The following is an 18950-nucleotide window of genomic DNA, read 5'->3' as shown; positions in this document are numbered from 1 at the left end:
GGGCTAGGGGTTAGGGGTTAGGGGTTAGAAGCTCTAGAAGTTCGTGCGGTAGCGAAGCAGTCGGGTGGAACTCTCTAGCCCCTAGCCCCTAGATCCTAACCCCTCAATCCTCACGCCTGGCGCCTCAGTCTTCCGCCCGGCTGCCGTCGCCGCACATGCGGACCACTCGGGGGTCGAAGCGGGCGACCACCTCCACCAAGTCTTGCTGGGCGGCCATCACCGAGCGGATGTCTTTGTAGACGCCCGGCACCTCGTCCGAGCCGGCGGCGAGGACCTCCACGCCCTGGGCGGCCAAGTCCTTGCGGACAGCGCTGAAGCGGTACGTGTCGCGCGCCTGGCGGCGGCTCATGCGGCGGCCGGCGCCGTGCGACGCCGAGTCGAAGCTCTCCGCCACGCCGCGGCCGCGCACGACGAACGCCGGGTCGGCCATCGAGCCGGGGATGACGCCCAGCACGCCGGCGCCGGCCGGGGTCGCCCCTTTGCGATGGACGACCACCTCGCGGCCGCCGTGGAACTCTTTCCAGGCGAAGTTGTGGTGGTTCTCCACGCCGGCGATGACCTGCGCGCCGAGCAGCTTGGTGACCAGGCGGTGGATCACGGCGTGGTTGGCCGCGGCGTACTCGCCCATCAGGTTCATCGCGGCCCAGTAATCCTGGCCCTCGGGGCTGTCGAGCGCGAGCCACGCCAGCCGGCCGAGCTCGGCGTGGCGCTTTGGCAAGAGCCGCTGCGCGATCTGGCTGTAGGTTTGGCACACGGCCGCCCCCGCGCCGCGGCTGCCGCTGTGCGACAAGAGCGCCACGTGCTCGCCGGCGTCGAGGCCGAGCTGCTCGTCGCGCTCGCCGAGGGTGAGCACGCCGAACTCGACGAAGTGGTTGCCCGAGCCGCTCGTGCCGAGCTGCTTCCACGCCTTGTCCTTTTTCTCACGCGTGACGCGCGTGACCGACCAGTCGCGGTCCATTACATCGTGCTGCTGCTTGGGGGTGTGCTCAACGCCCACGCCGAACTTGGTTCCCCTTTCGAGCGCCTCGCGGTAGAGGTTGCGGCGCTTCGTGAGCGAGTCGACCGGCAGGTCGATCACCGAGAGCTTCATGCGGCAGGCGATGTCGACGCCCACGGCGTACGGGATCACCGCGTTCTCGCAGGCGAGCACGCCGCCGATCGGCAGGCCGTAGCCCAAGTGGGCGTCGGGCATCAGCGCGGCGCCGACGGCCGAGGGGACACGGCAGGCCTGGCGCATCTGGGCGTGGGCCGAATCGTCGATCTCCTCGCCCCAGGTGCGGTAGTCGATCGGCTTGTGCGCAGGCGCCTCGGCCTCGGCGAGCAGCTCCGCTGCGAGGGCGCCCCAAATAGGGTCGTCGCGAAAGCCGGTTGGCTCGGCGAGCACGTCAGCAACAAGCTTCTTGGCGCGGGCGCCTTTGAGCCCGAAGCCGGTCCCCTCGTTCGCCGCGCGGCCGAGGGCGCTCGTCGCGGCGGCGACGCAATCGGGCGGCACGCCGAGTTTTTGAAGCTGCTTGCGGTTCATGGTTCCGACCGTGCGGCGGGTCAGCGGGAGGGGAGTCGAGGTCATCCGTGATCCGAACAGACCCTTTACCCGCCAGGGGGTTCACCGAATCGTCATGAGGCCGAACCCGAGAGTGCTGGCGCGGGTCTTGAGAAAAAGTGGCCCAAACCGGCGGGAAATCTCTCGTGCACGCCGGCGGGGCGCCGATTATACTAACGCCATCAGGTCGCGTTCGCAGCGCGACGGACTAGCAGGCCGGCTGGAAGTGTCTCTGGCATTCATTTCCGGCCCGCCATGTTTTAAGTAGGAAGGAGGTGGTCCTTGATCGACTGTCCTAGTCTTTTTAGCCAGCGAGGTGGTCGGACCTGACGACGACCGGCGGGTCGCTCCGCAAGAGGCGACCACCACCTGCTTCTGAGTTCCCGCTGCGAGTGAAGAGCGGTAGGCATGCAAGCCGCAGCGCCCGTGGCCTGTTCTCAAAGCAAAAGCAACGGCCCGGCCCCGCGAAGTGCGGGGCCGGGCTTTCTTTTTTTCGCCGCTCGGTGTGTGTTAGTCGTATGGACTCACCCACGCCCCCCGATTCCGATCCGCTCGACGCCCAGCAGGCGCTTGTCGAGAACTCTCTCGCACTGCTGTTCGAGACCTACGACACCGCGCTCAGCGACGGCGTTAAAGACCCGGTCGTGCTGCTCGTGGACTGCGAAGACGATCTCGGCGCCCAGATCGCCTGCGGCTGGCTGGGCGAAGAGGCTGTCGACGACGCGATCGCGATGCAGCACGCCGAGGCGGCCGACGCCGAGGCTGAGCTCGACACAACCGTCTACGCCAGGGCGTTCGCCTGGCGTGAATGCCAGCAAGAGCTGCCGTCGGCGTTTCCTTATTTGGCGGATGTCTTTGCCGGTGGCCCCCCCGTAGGGGGCTTTTTGGCTGTGGGTGTCGCGGCCGGCGGCGCCTCGGCGTTGACCGTGCCCGAGGAGCTGCGAGAAGAGCTCTAAACGCCTGTTTTAGGCCGTGGCGTCGCGAAGTTTGAGTCGGCTCCCGCCACTCCGTATAGTAGGAGGGCCGGGGGAAGGCTCCCTCGGCCGGGCCCCCGGGCCCCCTCGCTTCCCTCCCGCTCCGGATACAGAGATGCAGGCGCGACGCTACACAATCCGTCGGTGGGCGCCCGCTGCGCTGGCCGCAGTCCTTGCCCTTCAGGCCACGGCATTCGGCCAAGACATTCAGTCGTTCAGCTCCGACGGCGAGATCCCCGCCGGCGTCCCGCCGGAGATCCGCGCCCAGATCGAGGCCGCCCGCGCCAAGGCGCGCGGCTCGAAGCCGAAGCCTGAGAAGAAAAAGGAAGAGAAAAAGAGCGACGACGCCAAGAAAGAGGGCGAGGATAAGAAAGAAGAAAAGAAGGAACAAAAGCCGGCCGGCGACACGGTCAAGCGGCCCGAATCGCCGCCACGCACGCCCGACCCGCGCGAGTTCGACGCCCGGCCCGAGAACGGCCGGGTGCGGTTCTCGTTCACCGGGCAACCGTGGCCCGACGTGCTGCAGTGGCTCGCCGCGGTGTCGGACCTGAGTCTCGACTGGCAGCAACTGCCGAACGACTACCTGAATCTCACCACGACGCGCGCCTACACGCTGCCCGAGGCCCGCGACCTGATCAACCGCCACCTCCAAGCCCGCGGCTACGCGCTGCTTCTCTCGGGCGAGGTGCTCAGCGTGTTCAAGCTCGACGCGATCGATCCGAGTCTCGTTCCACGCGTCACCGAAGACGAGCTCTACGACCGCCAGCCGCACGACATCGTGAAGGTGTCGTTCCAGCTGCCCGACGAGATGTCGGTCGAGAAGGCGGTCGAAGACCTCAAGCAGGCGCTGAGCAAGAACGCCAAGGTGATGCCGCTGGCGGCCAGCGGCCGGGTGCTGGCGATCGACGCGGTGGCCAACCTGCGTCTGGTGAGCGCGGTGCTGAACGAGGAGCGGATGGCGGCCGCGAGCGAGGAGACCTTCCGCGAGTTCGAGTTGCAATACGTGCAGGCCTCGCAGGTGATCGACTCGATCTACGTGGTGTTGGGCCTCGACCCGCAGTCGCGTCCCAGCCAGATGGACCTGCGTTTGCAGCAGCAGAAGATGGAGTTGCTCAAGCAGATGCAGCAGAAGGGCAAGGACGTGACGAAGATGATCCAGAAGGACGGCCCGCCCGTTTACCTGATCTACAACCGCCAGCGCAACAGCATCATCGCCAATGCGCCGGGAGAGCAGATGGAGATCATCGCCCGCACGATCGAGGCGCTCGACGTGCCGGTGGGCGGCGGCCCCGCGGGCGAGTCGTCGACGGCGAACCTGTTCGGCCGCACGCTCAAGCCGTACGAGCTCAAGACGATCGACCCGCAGTCGGTGGTCGACGCCCTGCAGCAGATCGGCGACCTGAGTCCGATGGCCGAGCTCAAGGCCGACAACGACAGCAAAACGCTCTTCGCACGCGCCAGTCAAGTCGACCACGCCAAGATCGACTCGATGGTCGAGGAACTCGACGGCACGGGGATGCGGGTCGTGGTCTACTCGCTACGCCGGCTGCCCGCCGACGCCGTGGCGGGGTCGATCGAGCGGCTCCTCGCCCCCGTGGAGGAGGAGAAGGAGGACGACATGCCGTTCTACTTCTACCGCCGGAACAACAACAAGAAAGAGAAGAAGCCTCAGCACGAGATGCGGATCGACGCCGACATCGACAACAACCGGCTGATCGTGCGCGGCACGAACCAGCAGATCGCCGAGGTCGAGAACCTGCTGAAGATGCTCGGCGAGCCGATCGGCGAGCCGCGCGACCGCGGCCCGGTCCGCACGCTCGGCGCCCTGCCCCCCAAGGAGACGGCCGAGCTGATGCGCCGGCTGCGCGAGGCGTGGCCCTCGGTCGGCGGCGGCGTGGAGCTGATCATCGAGGGTGAGGAGGCGATCCAAGAGCAGGCCGACGACCAAGCCAACGACGACGAGGCCACCGAAGACGAGGCCGAGAGCCAGACCCAAGAGAGCGGCGACCGCGTCACGAGTCTCCCTCCCTCCGCGGACTCGGTGCGGCTGGCGGCTTCGCCGTTCCGGCTGCTCGCTTCGCCCGTCGCGGCCGCCGAGTCGCAAGGCGAGGCCAAGGCCGAGCAACCCGCCGTGCGGGTGTCGATCGGACCGGACGGGTCGATCGTGCTGAGCAGCGCCGACCCAGAAGCCCTCAGCCGGTTGGAAGACCTGGCGACGGCCGTCGCCCCCGAGCCGCCGCGTCACAAGGTGTTCCAGCTCGAGAACCGCTCGGCCTACTACATTTACTCGCTGCTCGAGGAGTACTACGACGACGAGCTCTCCGGCGACCAGGACTACGTGGTCGACTGGTGGGGTCGGGTCAAGCAGACCGGGCCGAAGGACACCGGCGTGCGGCTGTCGCAGCGTCGTCCGATCCAGTTCGTCTACGACAACACCAGCAACACGATCCTCGTCAAGCACGCCACGGCCGTGCAGCTCGAGGAGATCGAGGGCCTGATCAAGAGCTGGGACACGCTGCCGCCGCGCAACGCGATCCTCGCCCGCCGCACCGGCACGGTGCAACTGCAGTACTCCAAGGCCTCGGCCCTAGCGGCGACGCTCAAAGACGTCTACCGCGACCTGCTGAGCCGCCGTGACGAGGAGTTCGACACCGAAGAGGACAAGGGCACGGGCGGCACAAGCACGCGCTACGCCACCTCGATCCACTACGAGGCCCAGGGCGAGCAGCGTGAGACCGAGCCGATCGGCGCCAGCTTCGACGGCGTCTTCTCCGTCGCTGCGGACGACATCGCCAACCTGCTGGTCGTCTCGGCACAGACCGAGATCTACGACAGCGTGGTCGACATGATCCGCTCGCTCGACGAGGCGGCCAAGCCGAACACCACCGTGGCGGTGGTCGACGCGGGCGGCGTCTCGGCCGAGCAGTTGCAGCGGGCCTTGGCCCAGGCGCTCGGCCAGCCGTGGACCGGCGGACGCCCCGAGCAGCAGGCGGGCGGGGGCCGCAACAACGACCGCGGCGATCGCAATCGCGGCCGTGATCGCGGACGCAACCGCCGCCGCAACCGCTGATCTCGCGCTCGTCCAGCCGCTAAATAGCTGAACTGTGGGAAGCGTCTCCCACAATCAAAGCGATCTGCCTGAATGCCTCCCACGGCAAAGCGGCGGTGGTTACATTGACGGCATGCCACGATCACTTTCTACCGCGTGCGTGCTCCTGCTGATCTTCGCCTCCCCGGCGCTGGCCGCCGACCGGGTTACGGTCGCGCTCAACTGGAAGGCGCAGCCCGAGCTGGGAGGCTTCTACCAGTCGGTCGCCGACGGCACGTACGCCGCGGCCGGGTTGGACGTGACGATCCGCCCCGGCGGGCCGCTGGTCAACAACCGGCCGCTGCTGGCCGTGGGCCGCGTTGATTTCCTCGTCGGCACGAACCTGCTGCAAGCGTTCGACGCCGTGAAACAGGGCATCCCCACACGCGTCGTGGCGGCCATGCTGCAACGCGACCCGCAGTGCCTCATCGCCCACCCGCCTTCCGCCGAGGGAGGCTACGACAAGTGGGAGGAGCTCACGCGGGCGCCGCTGTTGATGGCCCCTCCCGGCCGGCACAGCTTCTTCCTCTGGATGGAGTCGGCCCACGGCTTCCGCCGCGAGATGCTGCGGCCTTACAACCACAGCTTGGCGCCGTTCCTCGCCCACAAGGATTGGATCCAGCAAGGCTACGCCACGGCCGAGCCCAAGCGGGTCGAGGAGGAATTGGGGCAAGAGCCGCGGGTCTTCCTGCTGGCCGATCATGGCTGGGAGAGTTACTCCACGACGATCGAAACCCGCCAGGAGTTGATCGACCGGCGGCCGGAACTGGTCCAGCGGTTCGTCGACGCGACGATCTTGGGCTGGGTCCGCTACCTTTACGGCGACAACGCCGCGGCCAGCCGGCTGATCCAGCGGGACAACCCCGACATGACCGACGGCCAGATCGCCTACTCGCTGCGCAAGACCAAGGCGTGGGGACTCGTCGACTCGGGCGACGCCCTCACGCGCGGCGTCGGCGTGCTGCGGCCCGAACGCGTCAAGGCGTTCTACGAGGCGATGGTCGCGGCGGGGATCTACCGGGCGGATGAGATCGACCCGCTGAAGGCCTGCACCGAACGCTTCGTCGGCCACGGCGTGGGAGTCGCGCAGCGCACCAAGTTGTTAGGCGAGCCGTGAGCCCTCCAGAGGTGGGTAAACTTCGCGACCGCAGGGCTGGCGCGCCGCTGTGCGGTTTTGGCCGCTCCGGTCGCTGACGCTCTCGGCTCGCCTTTGTTATTTTAGAGGCAGACCCCCCACCACTCACCAAGGCGGATTGTTGTGATGCAACGTACCCTCTCGATCTTTATGCTCGTCCTGCTGCTCGCAGCCGCCGGTTGCACGCCGGCGCCAAACACCAAGCCGCTCGGCCGTGCGTTCCAGCTTGTGACCATGGCCGCCGACGAGGCCCACGAGGCGTTCGCGGCCGGCGATCCCGAGCGGGCGCACGACACGCTGCACGACGTGGGCGAGGTGATCAAGTCGCTGCCGCTCGTGGCGTCGCAAGCCAAGCTGAGCGCCGACGCTCAGAAGCAGATTGTCACGATCCAAGACGAGCTCTACGACGCCTTCGGCGAGTACGACGGCGTGCTGCACGCCGGGACCGAAGAAGCCGCGGCCGAACTCGACCACGAGGCGGTCGACGCCAAGATCCGCGCGTCGCTCGAGAAGCTCAAGGAGATGCTGCCGGCCGAGGCGCTCGCCGTCGCGGCGCCCGCAGAGAACGCGTCGGGCGCGCATCAGCACGAGGAAGAGGCGGCCCACGACCACGCAGAAGAAGCCGATCACGACGAGGCGGCCCACGACCACGCAGAAGAAGCCGATCACGACGAGGCGGCCCACGACCACGCAGAAGAAGCCGATCACGACGAGGCGGCCCACGACCACGCGGATGAGCCCGAGCACGATGAGGAACACAAGGACGAGCACGCCGCCGAGTGAGCGGCGATCGTTCCGCCCCCGACCAACCTCGGTCGGGGGCGCCGCCGCTAGCCGAGCCTCATCGCCTTCTCGCGGCGCGACACGGCGAGCACGGCCAGCAGCCCCAGCGCCAGCGGCGCCAGGAACCACAGCAGCTCGGTGACACCCGGCTGCGTTTTCGTCACCACGCTCTGGTAGACCAGAAAGCCGATGTAGGCGAAGTAGAACAGCAGCATCGCCACCCCTTCGCCGCGGGTGATCGACAGCCCGCTGAGGAAGATCGGCATGCAGGCGGCCGACACGGCGATCATCAGCGGCACGTGGAACGCCAGCGACGGGGCGTCGACCACGATCCCCGCCGGCGCCACGGTGGACGAGATCCCCAGCACCGCCAGGACGTTGAGGATGTTGCTCCCCACGACGTTGCCCACCGCCAGGTCGCGCTTGCCACGCAGGCACGCCAGGACCGAGATCACCAGCTCCGGCATCGACGTGCCGATCGCCACCACGGTGAGCCCCACCACCAGGTCGCTCACGCCGAACGCCAGGGCCAGCTCGCGGCAGCCGAAGACGAGCCAGTCGGCGCCGACGATGAGCGTGACGAGCCCGACGAGGAACATCACGACGCTCGTCACGAGGAACTTCACGCTGGTCGGCGAGCCCTCGGGGAGCGGCGTGAGCCCTTCGAACTCCTTGCTGAGCCGCTTCGACTCGCGGCGGCCCTCGTAGACGGTCCAGCCGAGGTAGCCGGCCAGCCCAAAGGTCATCAGCATCCCCTCGCCGGCGCTGAGCACGCCGTCGCGGCCCATCAGGTAGAGCGCCGTCGCCACGCCGATCATCACCGGGATGTCGAGCCGGAAGAGCTTGATGTTCACCGCCAACGGGGCGGCGATCGCCGAGGCGCCGAGCACCAGCAGCAGGTTCGCCAGGTTGCTCCCCACGACGTTGCCCACGGCCAAGTCGCTGGCGCCCGCCAGGCAGGCCTTGATCGAGGCTGCCAGCTCCGGCGCGCTGGTGCCGAGCGCCACCACCGTGAGCCCAATCACGAGCGGCGGCATCTTGGCCGCCAGCGCGAGGTTCGAAGCCCCGCGCACGAGCAGCTCTCCCCCGCCGATGAGGCCGAGCATGCCGAGGGCGATCCAGAGGTAAATCAGCGGGTCCAAGGGGCGTTCCGTCGTAGGAGAGAGTCTGAACTTGGTGAAGCGTCGCTTCTTGATCCCCCTCCCCCATGGGGGGAGGGGTTAGGGGAGGGGGCACGCGTTCAGGACAGGAATACTCACCTGTGCTGGTACGCTAACCCCCTCCCCCAGCCCCTCCCCCCATGGGGGAGGGGAGTATTCCTTAGACCGATTCGATCGGCCCGTCGATCTCTTGCCCCGCCCCGCGCAGCACGCGGTTGATGAGGCTCACAAACGCCCGGGCGCCCGCCTCGACCGAGTCGGTCGACACGCCGCGGCCGCGGTAGCGCTTGTTGCCCTCGACCGCCTCGATGGTCGATTCGGCCTGGGCGTCTTTGCCTTGGGTGACGCTGTGGATGCGGAACTCGCGGACCCGCACCTTGGCGCCGGTGATCTTCTCGATGACACAGAACAGCGCGTCGAACGGCCCGTCGCCGCCGAAGAACGTGTCGGTCACCACGTCGTCGCCGCGACGCAGCGTGACGGTGGCGCTCGGCACGCCGTCGGTCGTGATCTTCACCTCGTACGCGTCGAGCGACCACTCCTGGCCCTTCTCGGCGTACTTCTTTTCAATCAAGGCCAAGATATCGGCGTCGTAGATCTCCTTCTTCTTGTCGGCGAGCTTCTTGAACTCGGCGAACACCGCGTCGAGCTCGTCGCCGGCGAGCGGGTGGCCGAGCGCCGTGGCGCGGTCGGCCAAGGCGGCCCGGCCGCTGTGCTTGCCCAGCACGAGGTCGGTCTTGGTGAACCCGACGTCCTCGGGCCGCATGATCTCGTAGGTCGTGGGGTTCTTGAGCATCCCGTCTTGGTGGATGCCCGCCTCGTGGGCGAACGCGTTGCGACCGACAATCGCCTTGTTGCGTTGCACCGTCATGCCGGTGATGCCCGAGAGCAACCGGCTGGTGGGCATAAGCCGCTGGGTGTGCACCCCGGTGTCGGCGCCGTAGTAGTCGCCCCGCGTGCGCAGCGCCATCACGACCTCCTCGAGCGAGCAGTTGCCGGCCCGCTCGCCGATGCCGTTCACCGTGCACTCGATCTGCCCGGCGCCGTTCTCCACACACGCCAAGCTGTTGGCCACGGCGAGGCCCAGGTCGTTGTGGCAGTGGCAGCTGATCACCGCCTTGTCGATGCAGGGCACGCGGTCGACGAGCGACTTGATCACGCCGCCCATGTGCACGGGCGTGGCGTAGCCGACCGTGTCGGGGATGTTCACGGTCGTGGCGCCGGCGTCGATCGCCGCCTCGACCACCTCGCACAAGAAGTCGATCTCGGTGCGGGCCGCGTCCTCGGGCGAGAACTCGATGTTGTCGCACAGGTTCCTGGCCCGTTTGACGCCCTCGATCGCCCGCCGGACGATCTCCTCCTTGCCCATCTTGAGCTTGAACTCGCGGTGGATCGCGCTCGTGGCGAGAAACACGTGGATCCGCGGCCGCTCGGCTTCCTTGAGAGCCTCCCACGCGCGGTCGATGTCTTTGTCGTTGCAACGGGCCAGGCCGCAGACCTGCACGCCTTTCACGGCGCCGGCGATCGCCTTGACGGCCTCGAAGTCGCCCGGCGAGGCGATCGGGAAGCCCGCCTCCATGACGTCAACGCGCAGCTCGACGAGCGCCTGAGCCATCTCGAGCTTCTCGCTCAGGTTCATGCTGCAGCCGGGCGATTGCTCGCCGTCGCGGAGCGTGGTGTCGAAGATCGTGATCTGGCGTGGTTCGGACATGGCCTCGGCATTCATGGTCAGGGGTCTGCATTCTAAGGTTTAGTGGCGCCCGGGCCGAGGCGCCAACGCCCCGAAAGCCTGGGCGGCCCGGGGCGAAAACGAAAAAACCCCGGAGCCTGCGAGGGCTCCGGGGTTCTTGGTGGCTGCTTGAATCGCTGCGTACGAACCTAGGCCCTCTTGCAAGAGAGTAGAAGGAGCAGGTTCGGTAGGAGCGTGGCGTTCATATTTCTCTATTTCGGTAGGAAGGGGCCGGTCGGTCGAGCCCTTCTGGTCCGTTCATAAGTAGCTGACGGATCGGGGTGGGTCAAGGTTCGCGGCGAGAAACGCGTTAATCGCCCCCGCATCCGCCACAGCCGCCCCCGCAACCACCGCCGCCGTCGGATCCGTCCCCCCCGCACCCGCTAGCGCTGCAGCCGCCATTGATGGCGGCCGTGGTCGACAACGATCGCTGAAACTGCTTGAGCTCGGGCGCGTGGCATGCCGACAGCCCGAACAGGCCAACCGCTAGGGCGAGTTCTTCGGCGCCCAACCCGGAGGTTTTTTGCTCGGCTCGCAGCTTCAAGACTTCACGCTTGCGTTGCAACTGCTTCAGCAGGCGTTTGCCGGTGCGTGTCTGGCGGGGCATCGACGCGATCAGTGCATAAACGATCGTCATCACCACGACCGAAACAACGAGCCAGCCGACTGGCTTGTCGCGGCTGATTCCGCCGACCAATTTGGCGACCCCCAACAACCAGGCGGAACCGAGCAGCAACCCGCAGACGGTCCTCACCGACGCGTAAGACGCAGGCGCCTCTAACAAGCCTTCGTCCTTCAGGCGCTCAACGATGCGGCGGGCTTCGGGCCGTGACGCCGGGCCAAGATGGCTGAGATTCATCCCTCGGTCTTGGGTCGATTCAAGGATCGACCGACGCAGCGGGCTGTCTTCGGGCAACGGCTGGCGCCGCGCGCGGACGAGATAAGTCTTCCCTTGCAGGAAGGCGCCGTCTTTCTCGAATTCGATGGCCTCCTCGGCCATCAACCCGGCGAGCGCGGCATGGAACGCACCCTGCCACCTGCCGCGCAGGGCGCCAATGGTCTCAGCGTCTTCGCTGCCGAGCCGGGCGCTCGGGTCGTCGGGCTTGCGCAAGGCGAACCGGCAGACCATCGCCGCCACGGCCGCGAACAGACAGAGCGGAATATAGAACGAGAGAAACCGCGGCCCGTCGAAATCCAACGGGTTGAGCGTCGCTCCGGCGGCGAGCGGCGGGCCGATCGCGATCAGGCAAGCGGCGACGACGAGCGGACGGCCGCGATCGACCCGCCACGGCTTGGGCACGACCCACGCCGCGCGGCGGTCAACGAGCACTTTCTCACGCCGACCAAAGCGCGCCTCGGCTCTCGGCCAAACGTCCTCGGGCGGCGCTTCACTGAACGCTGCGCGGTAGCTCGCCAGCGTCTGGTTGTAGAGACCGATGAATTTGTCAGTCTCGTCGGCGCCGCCTCGGGTCGGGTTATGGTGCAGTGGCTTGCCCAAAACGCCCCGGCAGAGGCCCTCCCAGTAGCTGTGTGTGTAGGTCAAGTGCAGGTGCCACGCCTGATCCACCTCATCCGAGGGGCAAACGACATGGCCGGCGGTCATCGCCAGGTAGACGAACCGCTTGTACTCGCGCGTGACCCGCTCGGCGAAGTCGAGCGACCAGCCGTTCTCCTGCGCCAGCCGGTGGGTCATCGGCAGCGCGGCGCCCGGCTCGTCGAGCCGGAACGCCTCGAGGCGGCGCCAGAGGTCGTCGTCGAGCAAGGCTCTGGGTGGGTTGCGGGTCATGGTCTCGCCTATTCGAAATCCATGCGGATGCCCCCGGCCATGCCCGCCACAAGGTTGTACACAGCCGCCATAATGATCCCGCCAACGAAACCACCGACGGCGTAAAAGATCGGGATGAGAACCGCCACCACCAAACCGGGAGCGGCTTGATTGGGGTTCATGACAGCCGCGATCAGAAAAAACGGGAGGATGATCAGGCCCATCAAAGCGTACATCACCCCCAGCACTTTGCCCGCCTGCAGCGGGTGGACGTGCTTCAATTCCTTGGTCGCGGTCACGGCGCCGATGCCTGCGGAGCCCATGGCGGGGGCGGCTTGGTACGGGTTGTCACTCATGGGGTCTCACTACCTCGTCACCGGAAGGGAAAAGACAATCGCATTGCCGAGAAGAACGGCGGCGCCATCATAGCCGATTCGGCATGCGGGTAGCCGGGATTTTGGCCGAATCGCCCGCAGTTATGCCGCATCGAGCCTGGGCGTTATTGCCCGCAAGCCGATCTTTCCACAGAGCGCCCGATCGGGGTAGTTTACCGGTTCTGCCAAACCCGCGTAGCGAGGCCCCCCGTCGACCGTAGGTCGTCGGCTAGGATGATTTCCTCGCGCGCTCGCTTTCACTCCTAAACGCACGCCACTATGTCCGCCAGCACCCAAGACGCCCCGCAAGCCAAGGCCGCCGCGCACCCCTCGCTGCAGGTCTACGACACGCTCACCAAGAAGAAGCGGCCGTTCGAGACCGTCGAGCCGGGCAAGGTCGGCGTCTACCTCTGCGGGCCGACCGTGTACGACAAGGCCCACATCGGCCACATGGTCGGGCCGGTCATTTTCGACTGCATCAAACGCTACTTGAGCCATTGCGGCTACAAGGTCTTCTGGGTGGTGAATATCACTGACGTGGACGACAAGCTGATCAAGAAGGCCAACGAGCGCGGCATCACGATGCTCGAGGTGGCCGAGGAGAACATCCAAGACTACAACGACAACCTCGCCGCGCTCGGCGTCGATCAGATCGACGCCTTCCCGCGCGCCACCGACTGCATGGACGAGATCGTCGCGCTAGTCGAGTCGCTCGTCGAGCGCGGGTTCGCCTACGCCTCCGAGGGCGACGTTTACTTCGATGTCGGCAAGGACCGCGAGTACGGCAAGCTCTCGAACCGCACGGTCGACGCACTGCAGGGCGACGGCGGCGGCCAGGCCGAGCGCAAGCGGCACGCGGCCGACTTCGCACTCTGGAAGGGCGCCAAGCCGGGCGAGCCGAGTTGGCCGAGCCCCTGGGGCGACGGCAGGCCGGGGTGGCACATCGAGTGCTCGGCGATGAGCAAGAAGCTGCTCGGCGAAACCTTCGACATCCACGGCGGCGGGCTCGACCTGGTGTTCCCCCACCACGAGAACGAGGTCGCTCAGAGCGAGTGCTGCCACGGCAAGCCGATGGTCACCTACTGGGCCCACAACGGCTTGCTGAGGAGCGACCCCTCGGCGGGCAAGATCGGCGGCAAGTCGGACCGCGACGGCGCCGACACTGCTGGCGACGCCGATGCAACCGGGGATGCGAGCGCCGGCGGCAAGATGAGCCGCAGCAAGGGCGCGGGCGGGCTGGCCGAGTTGATCGGCCGCCAAGGTGGCGAGCGGATCCGCTTCTTCCTCCTGCGCACCCACTACCGCAGCACGGTGCTGTTCAGCGAGCCAGCGATCGAGGAGGCGGGGGTCGGGCTCGACACGTTCTACCGGTTCTTCAAACGCTACGAGCGCGTGACCGGCTCGAGCTTCTACGCCCTCTCGGCGCCCAAGTCGCGTGAGGCGGGCGCCATCGCCGCTGGCCAGTGCAACCTGCTCGACCGCGTCGCCGAGCTGCGGACCAAATTCCTTGCCGCGATGGACGACGACTTCAACACCGGCGGCGCCATCGGCGAGCTGTTCGAGCTCGCCCGCGTGCTCAACAAGCACTGCGACGACGCCGGCCTGGAGACCAAGGAGGCGGCCGGCCGCGACTTGGAAGCCTTCCGCACCGCCACCAAAACACTGAAGGAATTGGCGAGCGTGCTGGGCGTGTTCATCGAGCCGCCCGCCTCGGCCGCCGGCGGCGGCGAGCTGCTCGGCCAGGTCATGCAGCTGGTGATCGACCTGCGGGCCGAGTCGCGTAAGGCGAAGAATTTTGCGGTCGCCGACGCTATCCGCGACGGCCTGAAGCCCACCGGCATCGTGCTCGAAGACCGCGCCGGGGGCACCGAATGGGAAGGGGGCGACGCCGACGCATTGGAGGGCGTGATGCAGATGCTGATCGAGCTCCGCGCCACGAGCCGCCAGAACAAAGACTTCGCCACGGCCGACGCCCTTCGCGATCGCCTCACGGCGATCGGCGTCACGATCGAAGACCGCCCCGGCGGGGCCGAATGGACCGCGGCCAGCTAATGGATTGAAACCACTAAAGGGAACCCATAAGTGCGATACAAGATCAGCTTGCAACCATCGGATGAGGGCGTCGCTGCGTCGGTGCTCGGTTTGCCTGGCTGCCATTCGCAGGGCGCCAACGAGGAAGAGGCGATGGCCAACATTCAAGACGCCATCCGCGAGTACCTAGCGGTACAGAACGAGCTCTGGTCCGAGCGTGACGTGCGTGAAGTGGAAGTGGAGGCGTAACCTTGCCGAAACTTCCTGGGGTCAATCACCAAGACGCGATCCGCGCATTGGAGAAGGCTGATTTCGTCGTAGCCAGGCAAGGCAAGCACACGGTCATGACCGACGGAGAGCGGATACTCACAATCCCGAGGCACAACCCGATTAACGCCCACACGATGGGATCAATCGTCCGCGATGCGGGGCTGACCGTTGAGGAATTCCGGAAGCTGCTCTGAGATTTGACCACAGATTCCACGGATAAGCACGATTCTGTGATCTCGCCCGTCATCCGTGTTCATCTGTGTCATCCGTGGCGCCCTCCCTCGTACTTAGATCATGCGTATCCTCGGCATTGACCCCGGACTGAACACCACCGGCTATGGCGTGATCGACTGTGCGCCCCGCAAGGTGCGGCTCGTCGAGGCGGGCGTCGTGCGCGGCGGCAAGGGCAAGTCGCTCGCTCACCGGGTCGGCGAGATCCACGCCGGGCTCACGGACGTGATCGAGTCGCTCAAGCCCGAGTCGGTTGCGCTCGAAGAGCTCTACTCACACTACGAGCGGCCGAAGACGGCGATCTTGATGGGCCACGCCCGCGGCGTGATCGTGCTGGCCGCCACGCAAGCGGGCCTGCCCGTGAAGCACTACGCCGCCACGCAGGTGAAGCGCATCGTCACCGGCGCCGGCCGGGCGCCGAAGGCCCAGGTGCAGCTCGCCATCCAGCGAGAGTTGGACCTGCCCAATCTCCCCGAGCCCTCCGACGTGGCCGACGCCCTGGCGATCGCGATTACACACTGGTATTTGAGCTGTCAGCCGTCAGCGGTCAGCGGCCAGCTTTGACGGATTCGGCGGTCGGCGCTCAGCTGTCAGCTCATCGCCAGTCATGCCTCCCACTTTGACTGGGCACAGCTTAGCGTTCTAATCTTGCTTTCGATGAAGCTGATCGCTGAGTGCTGACCGCTGAAAGCCCCCCACCATGATCACCAAAATCACCGGCAAACTGGTCGCCGCAACGGGCGACACCGCCACCCTCGCTGCGGCGCCGTTCGAGTACGAGGTGCTGATCCCCGAGTTCGTGCGACGGCAATTGCAGGGTCGCGTCGGTGAGAAGGTCAGTCTGCACACGCTCGAGTACATCGACGGCGACCCCAGCCGCGGCAAGCTCACGCCGCGGCTTGCTGGGTTTCTCGCCGCGGTGGAGCGCGAGTTCTTCGAGATGTTCTGCCAGGTCGACGGCGTCGGCGTCAAAAAGGCCCTGCGGGCGATGGTCCGTCCCGTCGACGAACTCGCCACACTGATCGAAGAGCAAGACGTCAAAGGCCTGTCGGCGCTGCCCGGCATCGGGCCGGCCACGGCCGAGCGGGTGGTCGCCAAGCTGCGCAGGAAAGCGGCCAAGTTCGCCCTGATGGTCGGTCGCAAGCTGCCTGAAGGGGGCGAGGTCGAGCGCGACCTGTTGGCCGAGGCGTTCGAGATCCTCCGCACTCTGGGGCACAGCGACGCCGACGCCCACCGCCTGCTGGAAGAGGCCGCCGGCCGCAAGAAGAAGTTCAAGGACGTCGAGGCGTTGCTGCACGCCGTGTACGAGCAACGCAGCGCTTGAGCCCCATCTGCAACGCGACAACCTAATTGGCGCCCCGCAGGCTCAACTTTGCAGCCGCGGCGCCGTCCGGTTAGAATCGCCCACCGGACAGCTGAAGCGGCCATCGGGCCCGCAGAAAGGCTTTTTGCCGCACGCGGGCCGACATCTCCTGATAGCGGAGAATCGCGATGGCCCCGCGAACGATCCAGCCGTGGCGTAGGGCGCTTTGCGCCCGGGTTCTGCTTGTTCCGTCATCTGCGTCGTCAGCGGCGATGCTGCTCTTCGCGTTGCTGCTCGGAATCGGCTCGTCCGCTCCAGCGCGCAGTTGGACGTACAACGGCGAAACGATCGTGGGGGAGTACGTCTCCCGCAGCGGCCGGCATGTCACGGTCAAGCTCGAGGACGGCACGGAAGACTGGCTCCGCCTCTATCGACTCGACCGCGCCGACCGGGAATGGATCGACCGCTACCACGAGCTCACCAAGTCGAGACGCTGGGGCCGACCCACCGGCCCGCAGCCCCGCGGCGGCTTCGAGTCGTTTGAGAACGGCAAGCTGCGTGTCGCCCATGGCGATGAGGTCACGCTGATTTACCCCGACGAGCTGACGAGCGGCGACCTGCAGCACCTTCGCAAGCTGCACCTCCACATCGGCGCCACGCTGCCCGCCGATCTCGCCAATCTCACCCCACCGGTCGATGCTCCCGCCGACGCCCCGCGCGCAGAACAGCGAGAGTGGGTCGACGTTGACGGCCGCACGATCGAGGCGAGCTTTGTCCGTCTCGAAGAGGAGGGGGTCGTGCTGCTTTACAAGCAACGCGAGGTCGGTGTCCGATTCGCTCGGCTCAGCAGCCACGACCTCGATTGGCTCCACAACCAGCCGGGCGTGTCGCTCCCGGCTCACGCAATACGCGTCACGACCGTCAAACGTCAAACGCCCTCCCGCGTCGAGTCGTCGCCGTCTCCCGAACCGGAAGCCGTGGCTGTGGCTGCTCCCAGGGAGCGTTTTGCTACCCCGCGCAGCGCGGGCCGCCGCGACACAGCCCGAGGCGAGTCGAACCGCCGTGAGAAGTCTCATGATGGGCCTGCGGGAGAGCCGGGCGCCGATTTCTCGCGTGATCCAGAATCACAAGAACCAGAATCACAAGAAAGCGATACGACCTCCGATCCCCCAACCGCCGAAGCGAGCGAAGGCGGCGGGGAGGACACGCCTGACGCGGAGACTGACGAGGAGTACGATGAGTACGACGACGAAGAGTACTCCGCGGAAGAACTGGCGATGATGCGCAAGCTCGACGAAGCCTTTGGCGACGCCGAGAGGATCGGCATCGCTGAGTGCTATCACTGCGACAATGTGTTCGACTACCCCGCTGCGTTCGGTTCGGGCGACAGCTGCCCCTTCTGCGGCAAGCCTGTGGGCGAGTTGATCACCTACGAGGAGATCGGCGAGGCGCTGGCCGTCAGCCTGGGGGGCGGCCGGCCGTGGTACTTGCAGCGTTGGTTCCGCCGCTTGGCGGTCGCCTTGGTCATCGCGGTGGTCGGCGGCGTGATCAAGGCTATGATGGGCGATTGAGAAACGCCTCTCCCGATTCGCCCCCCCTGCCCCCCTCACGCACGCCGCTCGCATGAAACCACGCCTTCGAAGGCGAGTGCGGCTGGCCCGCGTGGTGCTGCTCTCCCTTGCTGGATTCGCCTTGATCTTGATGATGCTCGAACGCCGGCTCGTCTACCCGGCTCCGGTGGCCGACGAGACGATCGCCAGCTTCGTGCCGCCCGACGCCGAGGACGTGAGCTTCGAGTCGGCCGACGGCGTGCGGCTGCACGGCTGGTTCTTCCCGCACGAGAAGCTCGAGATGACAGTGGCGAACGGCGCGGCGCCGCGTGCGGTGCTCTACTGCCACGGCAACGGCGAGACCGTGCCGCGCAACCTGGCCCGCATGCGACTGCTGCGCGACGTGCTCGGCGCCTCGATCTTCGTGTTCGACTACCGCGGCTACGGCAAGAGCGAGGGCAAGCCGTACGAACGCGGCGTGATCGCCGACGGCGCCGCCGCGCGAAGGTGGCTGGCCGAACGCACCGGTGTGGCGTCCGCCGAGGTCGTGCTCTACGGCCGCTCGCTAGGCACGGCGGTGGCGTGCGCGTTGGCGGCCGACGAAACGGCTGACGGCGAGCCCGCCGCTGGAGGCGCCAAGGCCTTGGTGCTCGAGAGCGCGTTCACTCGGCTGACCGACGCGGCGGCGCACCATTACCGGTTCTTGCCCGTTCGGTTGCTGATGCGCAACCGCTTCGACTCGCTCGCTCGCATCGCCAAGCACGACGGTCCGGTCTTCGCGATGCACGGCACGGACGACTGGGTTGTGCCGATCGAGCAGGGGCGTTTGCTGTTCGAGGCGGCGCCTGGCGGGCCGAAACGGTTTGTCGAGATACCCCATGCAGGGCACAACGACACGCCCCCGCGGGAATGCTTCGAAGAAATGCGGCAATTTCTCGATACCGCCACATCCGCCGCAACCGGCCCAGACGGGCTCTGAACGTCTCTCAACCCGACGCTCGCCCGGTTGATCAAACG

16 protein-coding genes are annotated in these 18950 nt (G+C 66.8%); 11 read left to right on the top strand and 5 right to left on the bottom strand.

Translation table 11 applies throughout. The features are described 5' to 3' along the window. Positions 1-124: 124 nt before the first annotated feature. A complete protein-coding gene (locus tag Mal64_RS16805; RefSeq protein ID WP_231993819.1) occupies positions 125-1567 on the bottom strand; it encodes an RtcB family protein in 1443 nt (480 codons plus the stop codon). Between the two features lie 491 nt (positions 1568-2058). Between Mal64_RS16805 and Mal64_RS16800 the strand changes: the two genes are divergently transcribed. From Mal64_RS16800 to Mal64_RS19935, 4 genes are all read left to right on the top strand, one after another. Then, positions 2059-2496, top strand: a complete 438-nt coding sequence (locus Mal64_RS16800) for a hypothetical protein (protein ID WP_146402448.1) — start codon at positions 2059-2061, stop codon at positions 2494-2496. 133 nt (positions 2497-2629) lie between these two features. Then, positions 2630-5584, top strand: coding sequence for a secretin N-terminal domain-containing protein (locus tag Mal64_RS16795; protein WP_146402446.1), 2955 nt, complete (start codon positions 2630-2632; stop codon positions 5582-5584). Positions 5585-5696: 112 nt separating this feature from the next. Continuing rightward, positions 5697-6719 (top strand): ABC transporter substrate-binding protein, encoded by a 1023-nt coding sequence (locus tag Mal64_RS16790; RefSeq protein ID WP_146402443.1) that lies wholly within the window; start codon positions 5697-5699, stop codon positions 6717-6719. A gap of 144 nt (positions 6720-6863) precedes the next feature. Then, complete coding sequence (locus tag Mal64_RS19935) at positions 6864-7520, top strand: hypothetical protein (RefSeq protein ID WP_197525839.1); 657 nt, start codon at positions 6864-6866, stop codon at positions 7518-7520. Positions 7521-7567: 47 nt separating this feature from the next. Here Mal64_RS19935 and Mal64_RS16780 read toward each other — a convergent pair whose 3' ends face one another. The 4 genes from Mal64_RS16780 to Mal64_RS16765 all read right to left on the bottom strand — a co-directional run bounded on the left by Mal64_RS16780 (position 7568) and on the right by Mal64_RS16765 (position 12530). Then, complete coding sequence (locus Mal64_RS16780; protein ID WP_146402440.1) at positions 7568-8662, bottom strand: calcium/sodium antiporter; 1095 nt, start codon at positions 8660-8662, stop codon at positions 7568-7570. Between the two features lie 178 nt (positions 8663-8840). Further along, the gene (locus Mal64_RS16775) at positions 8841-10391 is read right to left on the bottom strand and encodes a 2-isopropylmalate synthase (protein WP_146402438.1); all 1551 of its coding nucleotides are present in this window, start codon (positions 10389-10391) and stop codon (positions 8841-8843) included. 328 nt (positions 10392-10719) lie between these two features. Continuing rightward, entirely contained in the window at positions 10720-12195 is a 1476-nt protein-coding gene (locus Mal64_RS16770; protein ID WP_146402436.1) for a TIGR04222 domain-containing membrane protein, read from the bottom strand. Between the two features lie 8 nt (positions 12196-12203). Then, positions 12204-12530: a hypothetical protein gene (locus tag Mal64_RS16765; protein ID WP_146402433.1), complete on the bottom strand. Its 327-nt coding sequence runs from the start codon at positions 12528-12530 to the stop codon at positions 12204-12206. Positions 12531-12827: 297 nt separating this feature from the next. Between Mal64_RS16765 and cysS the strand changes: the two genes are divergently transcribed. From cysS to Mal64_RS16730, 7 genes are all read left to right on the top strand, one after another. After that, a complete protein-coding gene (gene cysS, locus Mal64_RS16760) occupies positions 12828-14600 on the top strand; it encodes a cysteine--tRNA ligase (protein ID WP_146402430.1) in 1773 nt (590 codons plus the stop codon). 30 nt (positions 14601-14630) lie between these two features. After that, positions 14631-14828 (top strand): type II toxin-antitoxin system HicB family antitoxin, encoded by a 198-nt coding sequence (locus tag Mal64_RS16755; RefSeq protein WP_146402428.1) that lies wholly within the window; start codon positions 14631-14633, stop codon positions 14826-14828. 2 nt (positions 14829-14830) lie between these two features. Continuing rightward, complete coding sequence (locus Mal64_RS16750) at positions 14831-15043, top strand: type II toxin-antitoxin system HicA family toxin (protein ID WP_146402425.1); 213 nt, start codon at positions 14831-14833, stop codon at positions 15041-15043. A gap of 100 nt (positions 15044-15143) precedes the next feature. Continuing rightward, a complete protein-coding gene (ruvC, locus tag Mal64_RS16745; RefSeq protein ID WP_146402423.1) occupies positions 15144-15644 on the top strand; it encodes a crossover junction endodeoxyribonuclease RuvC in 501 nt (166 codons plus the stop codon). Between the two features lie 136 nt (positions 15645-15780). Further along, entirely contained in the window at positions 15781-16404 is a 624-nt protein-coding gene (gene ruvA / locus Mal64_RS16740) for a Holliday junction branch migration protein RuvA (RefSeq protein ID WP_146402420.1), read from the top strand. Positions 16405-16655: 251 nt separating this feature from the next. Continuing rightward, positions 16656-17954, top strand: coding sequence for a hypothetical protein (locus Mal64_RS16735; RefSeq protein ID WP_146402418.1), 1299 nt, complete (start codon positions 16656-16658; stop codon positions 17952-17954). 52 nt (positions 17955-18006) lie between these two features. Beyond that, a complete protein-coding gene (locus tag Mal64_RS16730; protein WP_146402415.1) occupies positions 18007-18912 on the top strand; it encodes an alpha/beta hydrolase in 906 nt (301 codons plus the stop codon). Positions 18913-18950: the final 38 nt, after the last annotated feature.

The sequence above is a fragment of the Pseudobythopirellula maris genome, assembly GCF_007859945.1.
GTDB classification, from domain to species: Bacteria; Planctomycetota; Planctomycetia; order Pirellulales; family Lacipirellulaceae; genus Pseudobythopirellula; species Pseudobythopirellula maris.
Note: the sequence above shows the minus strand (reverse complement) of the source record. Positions and strands in the feature narration are given on the sequence as shown.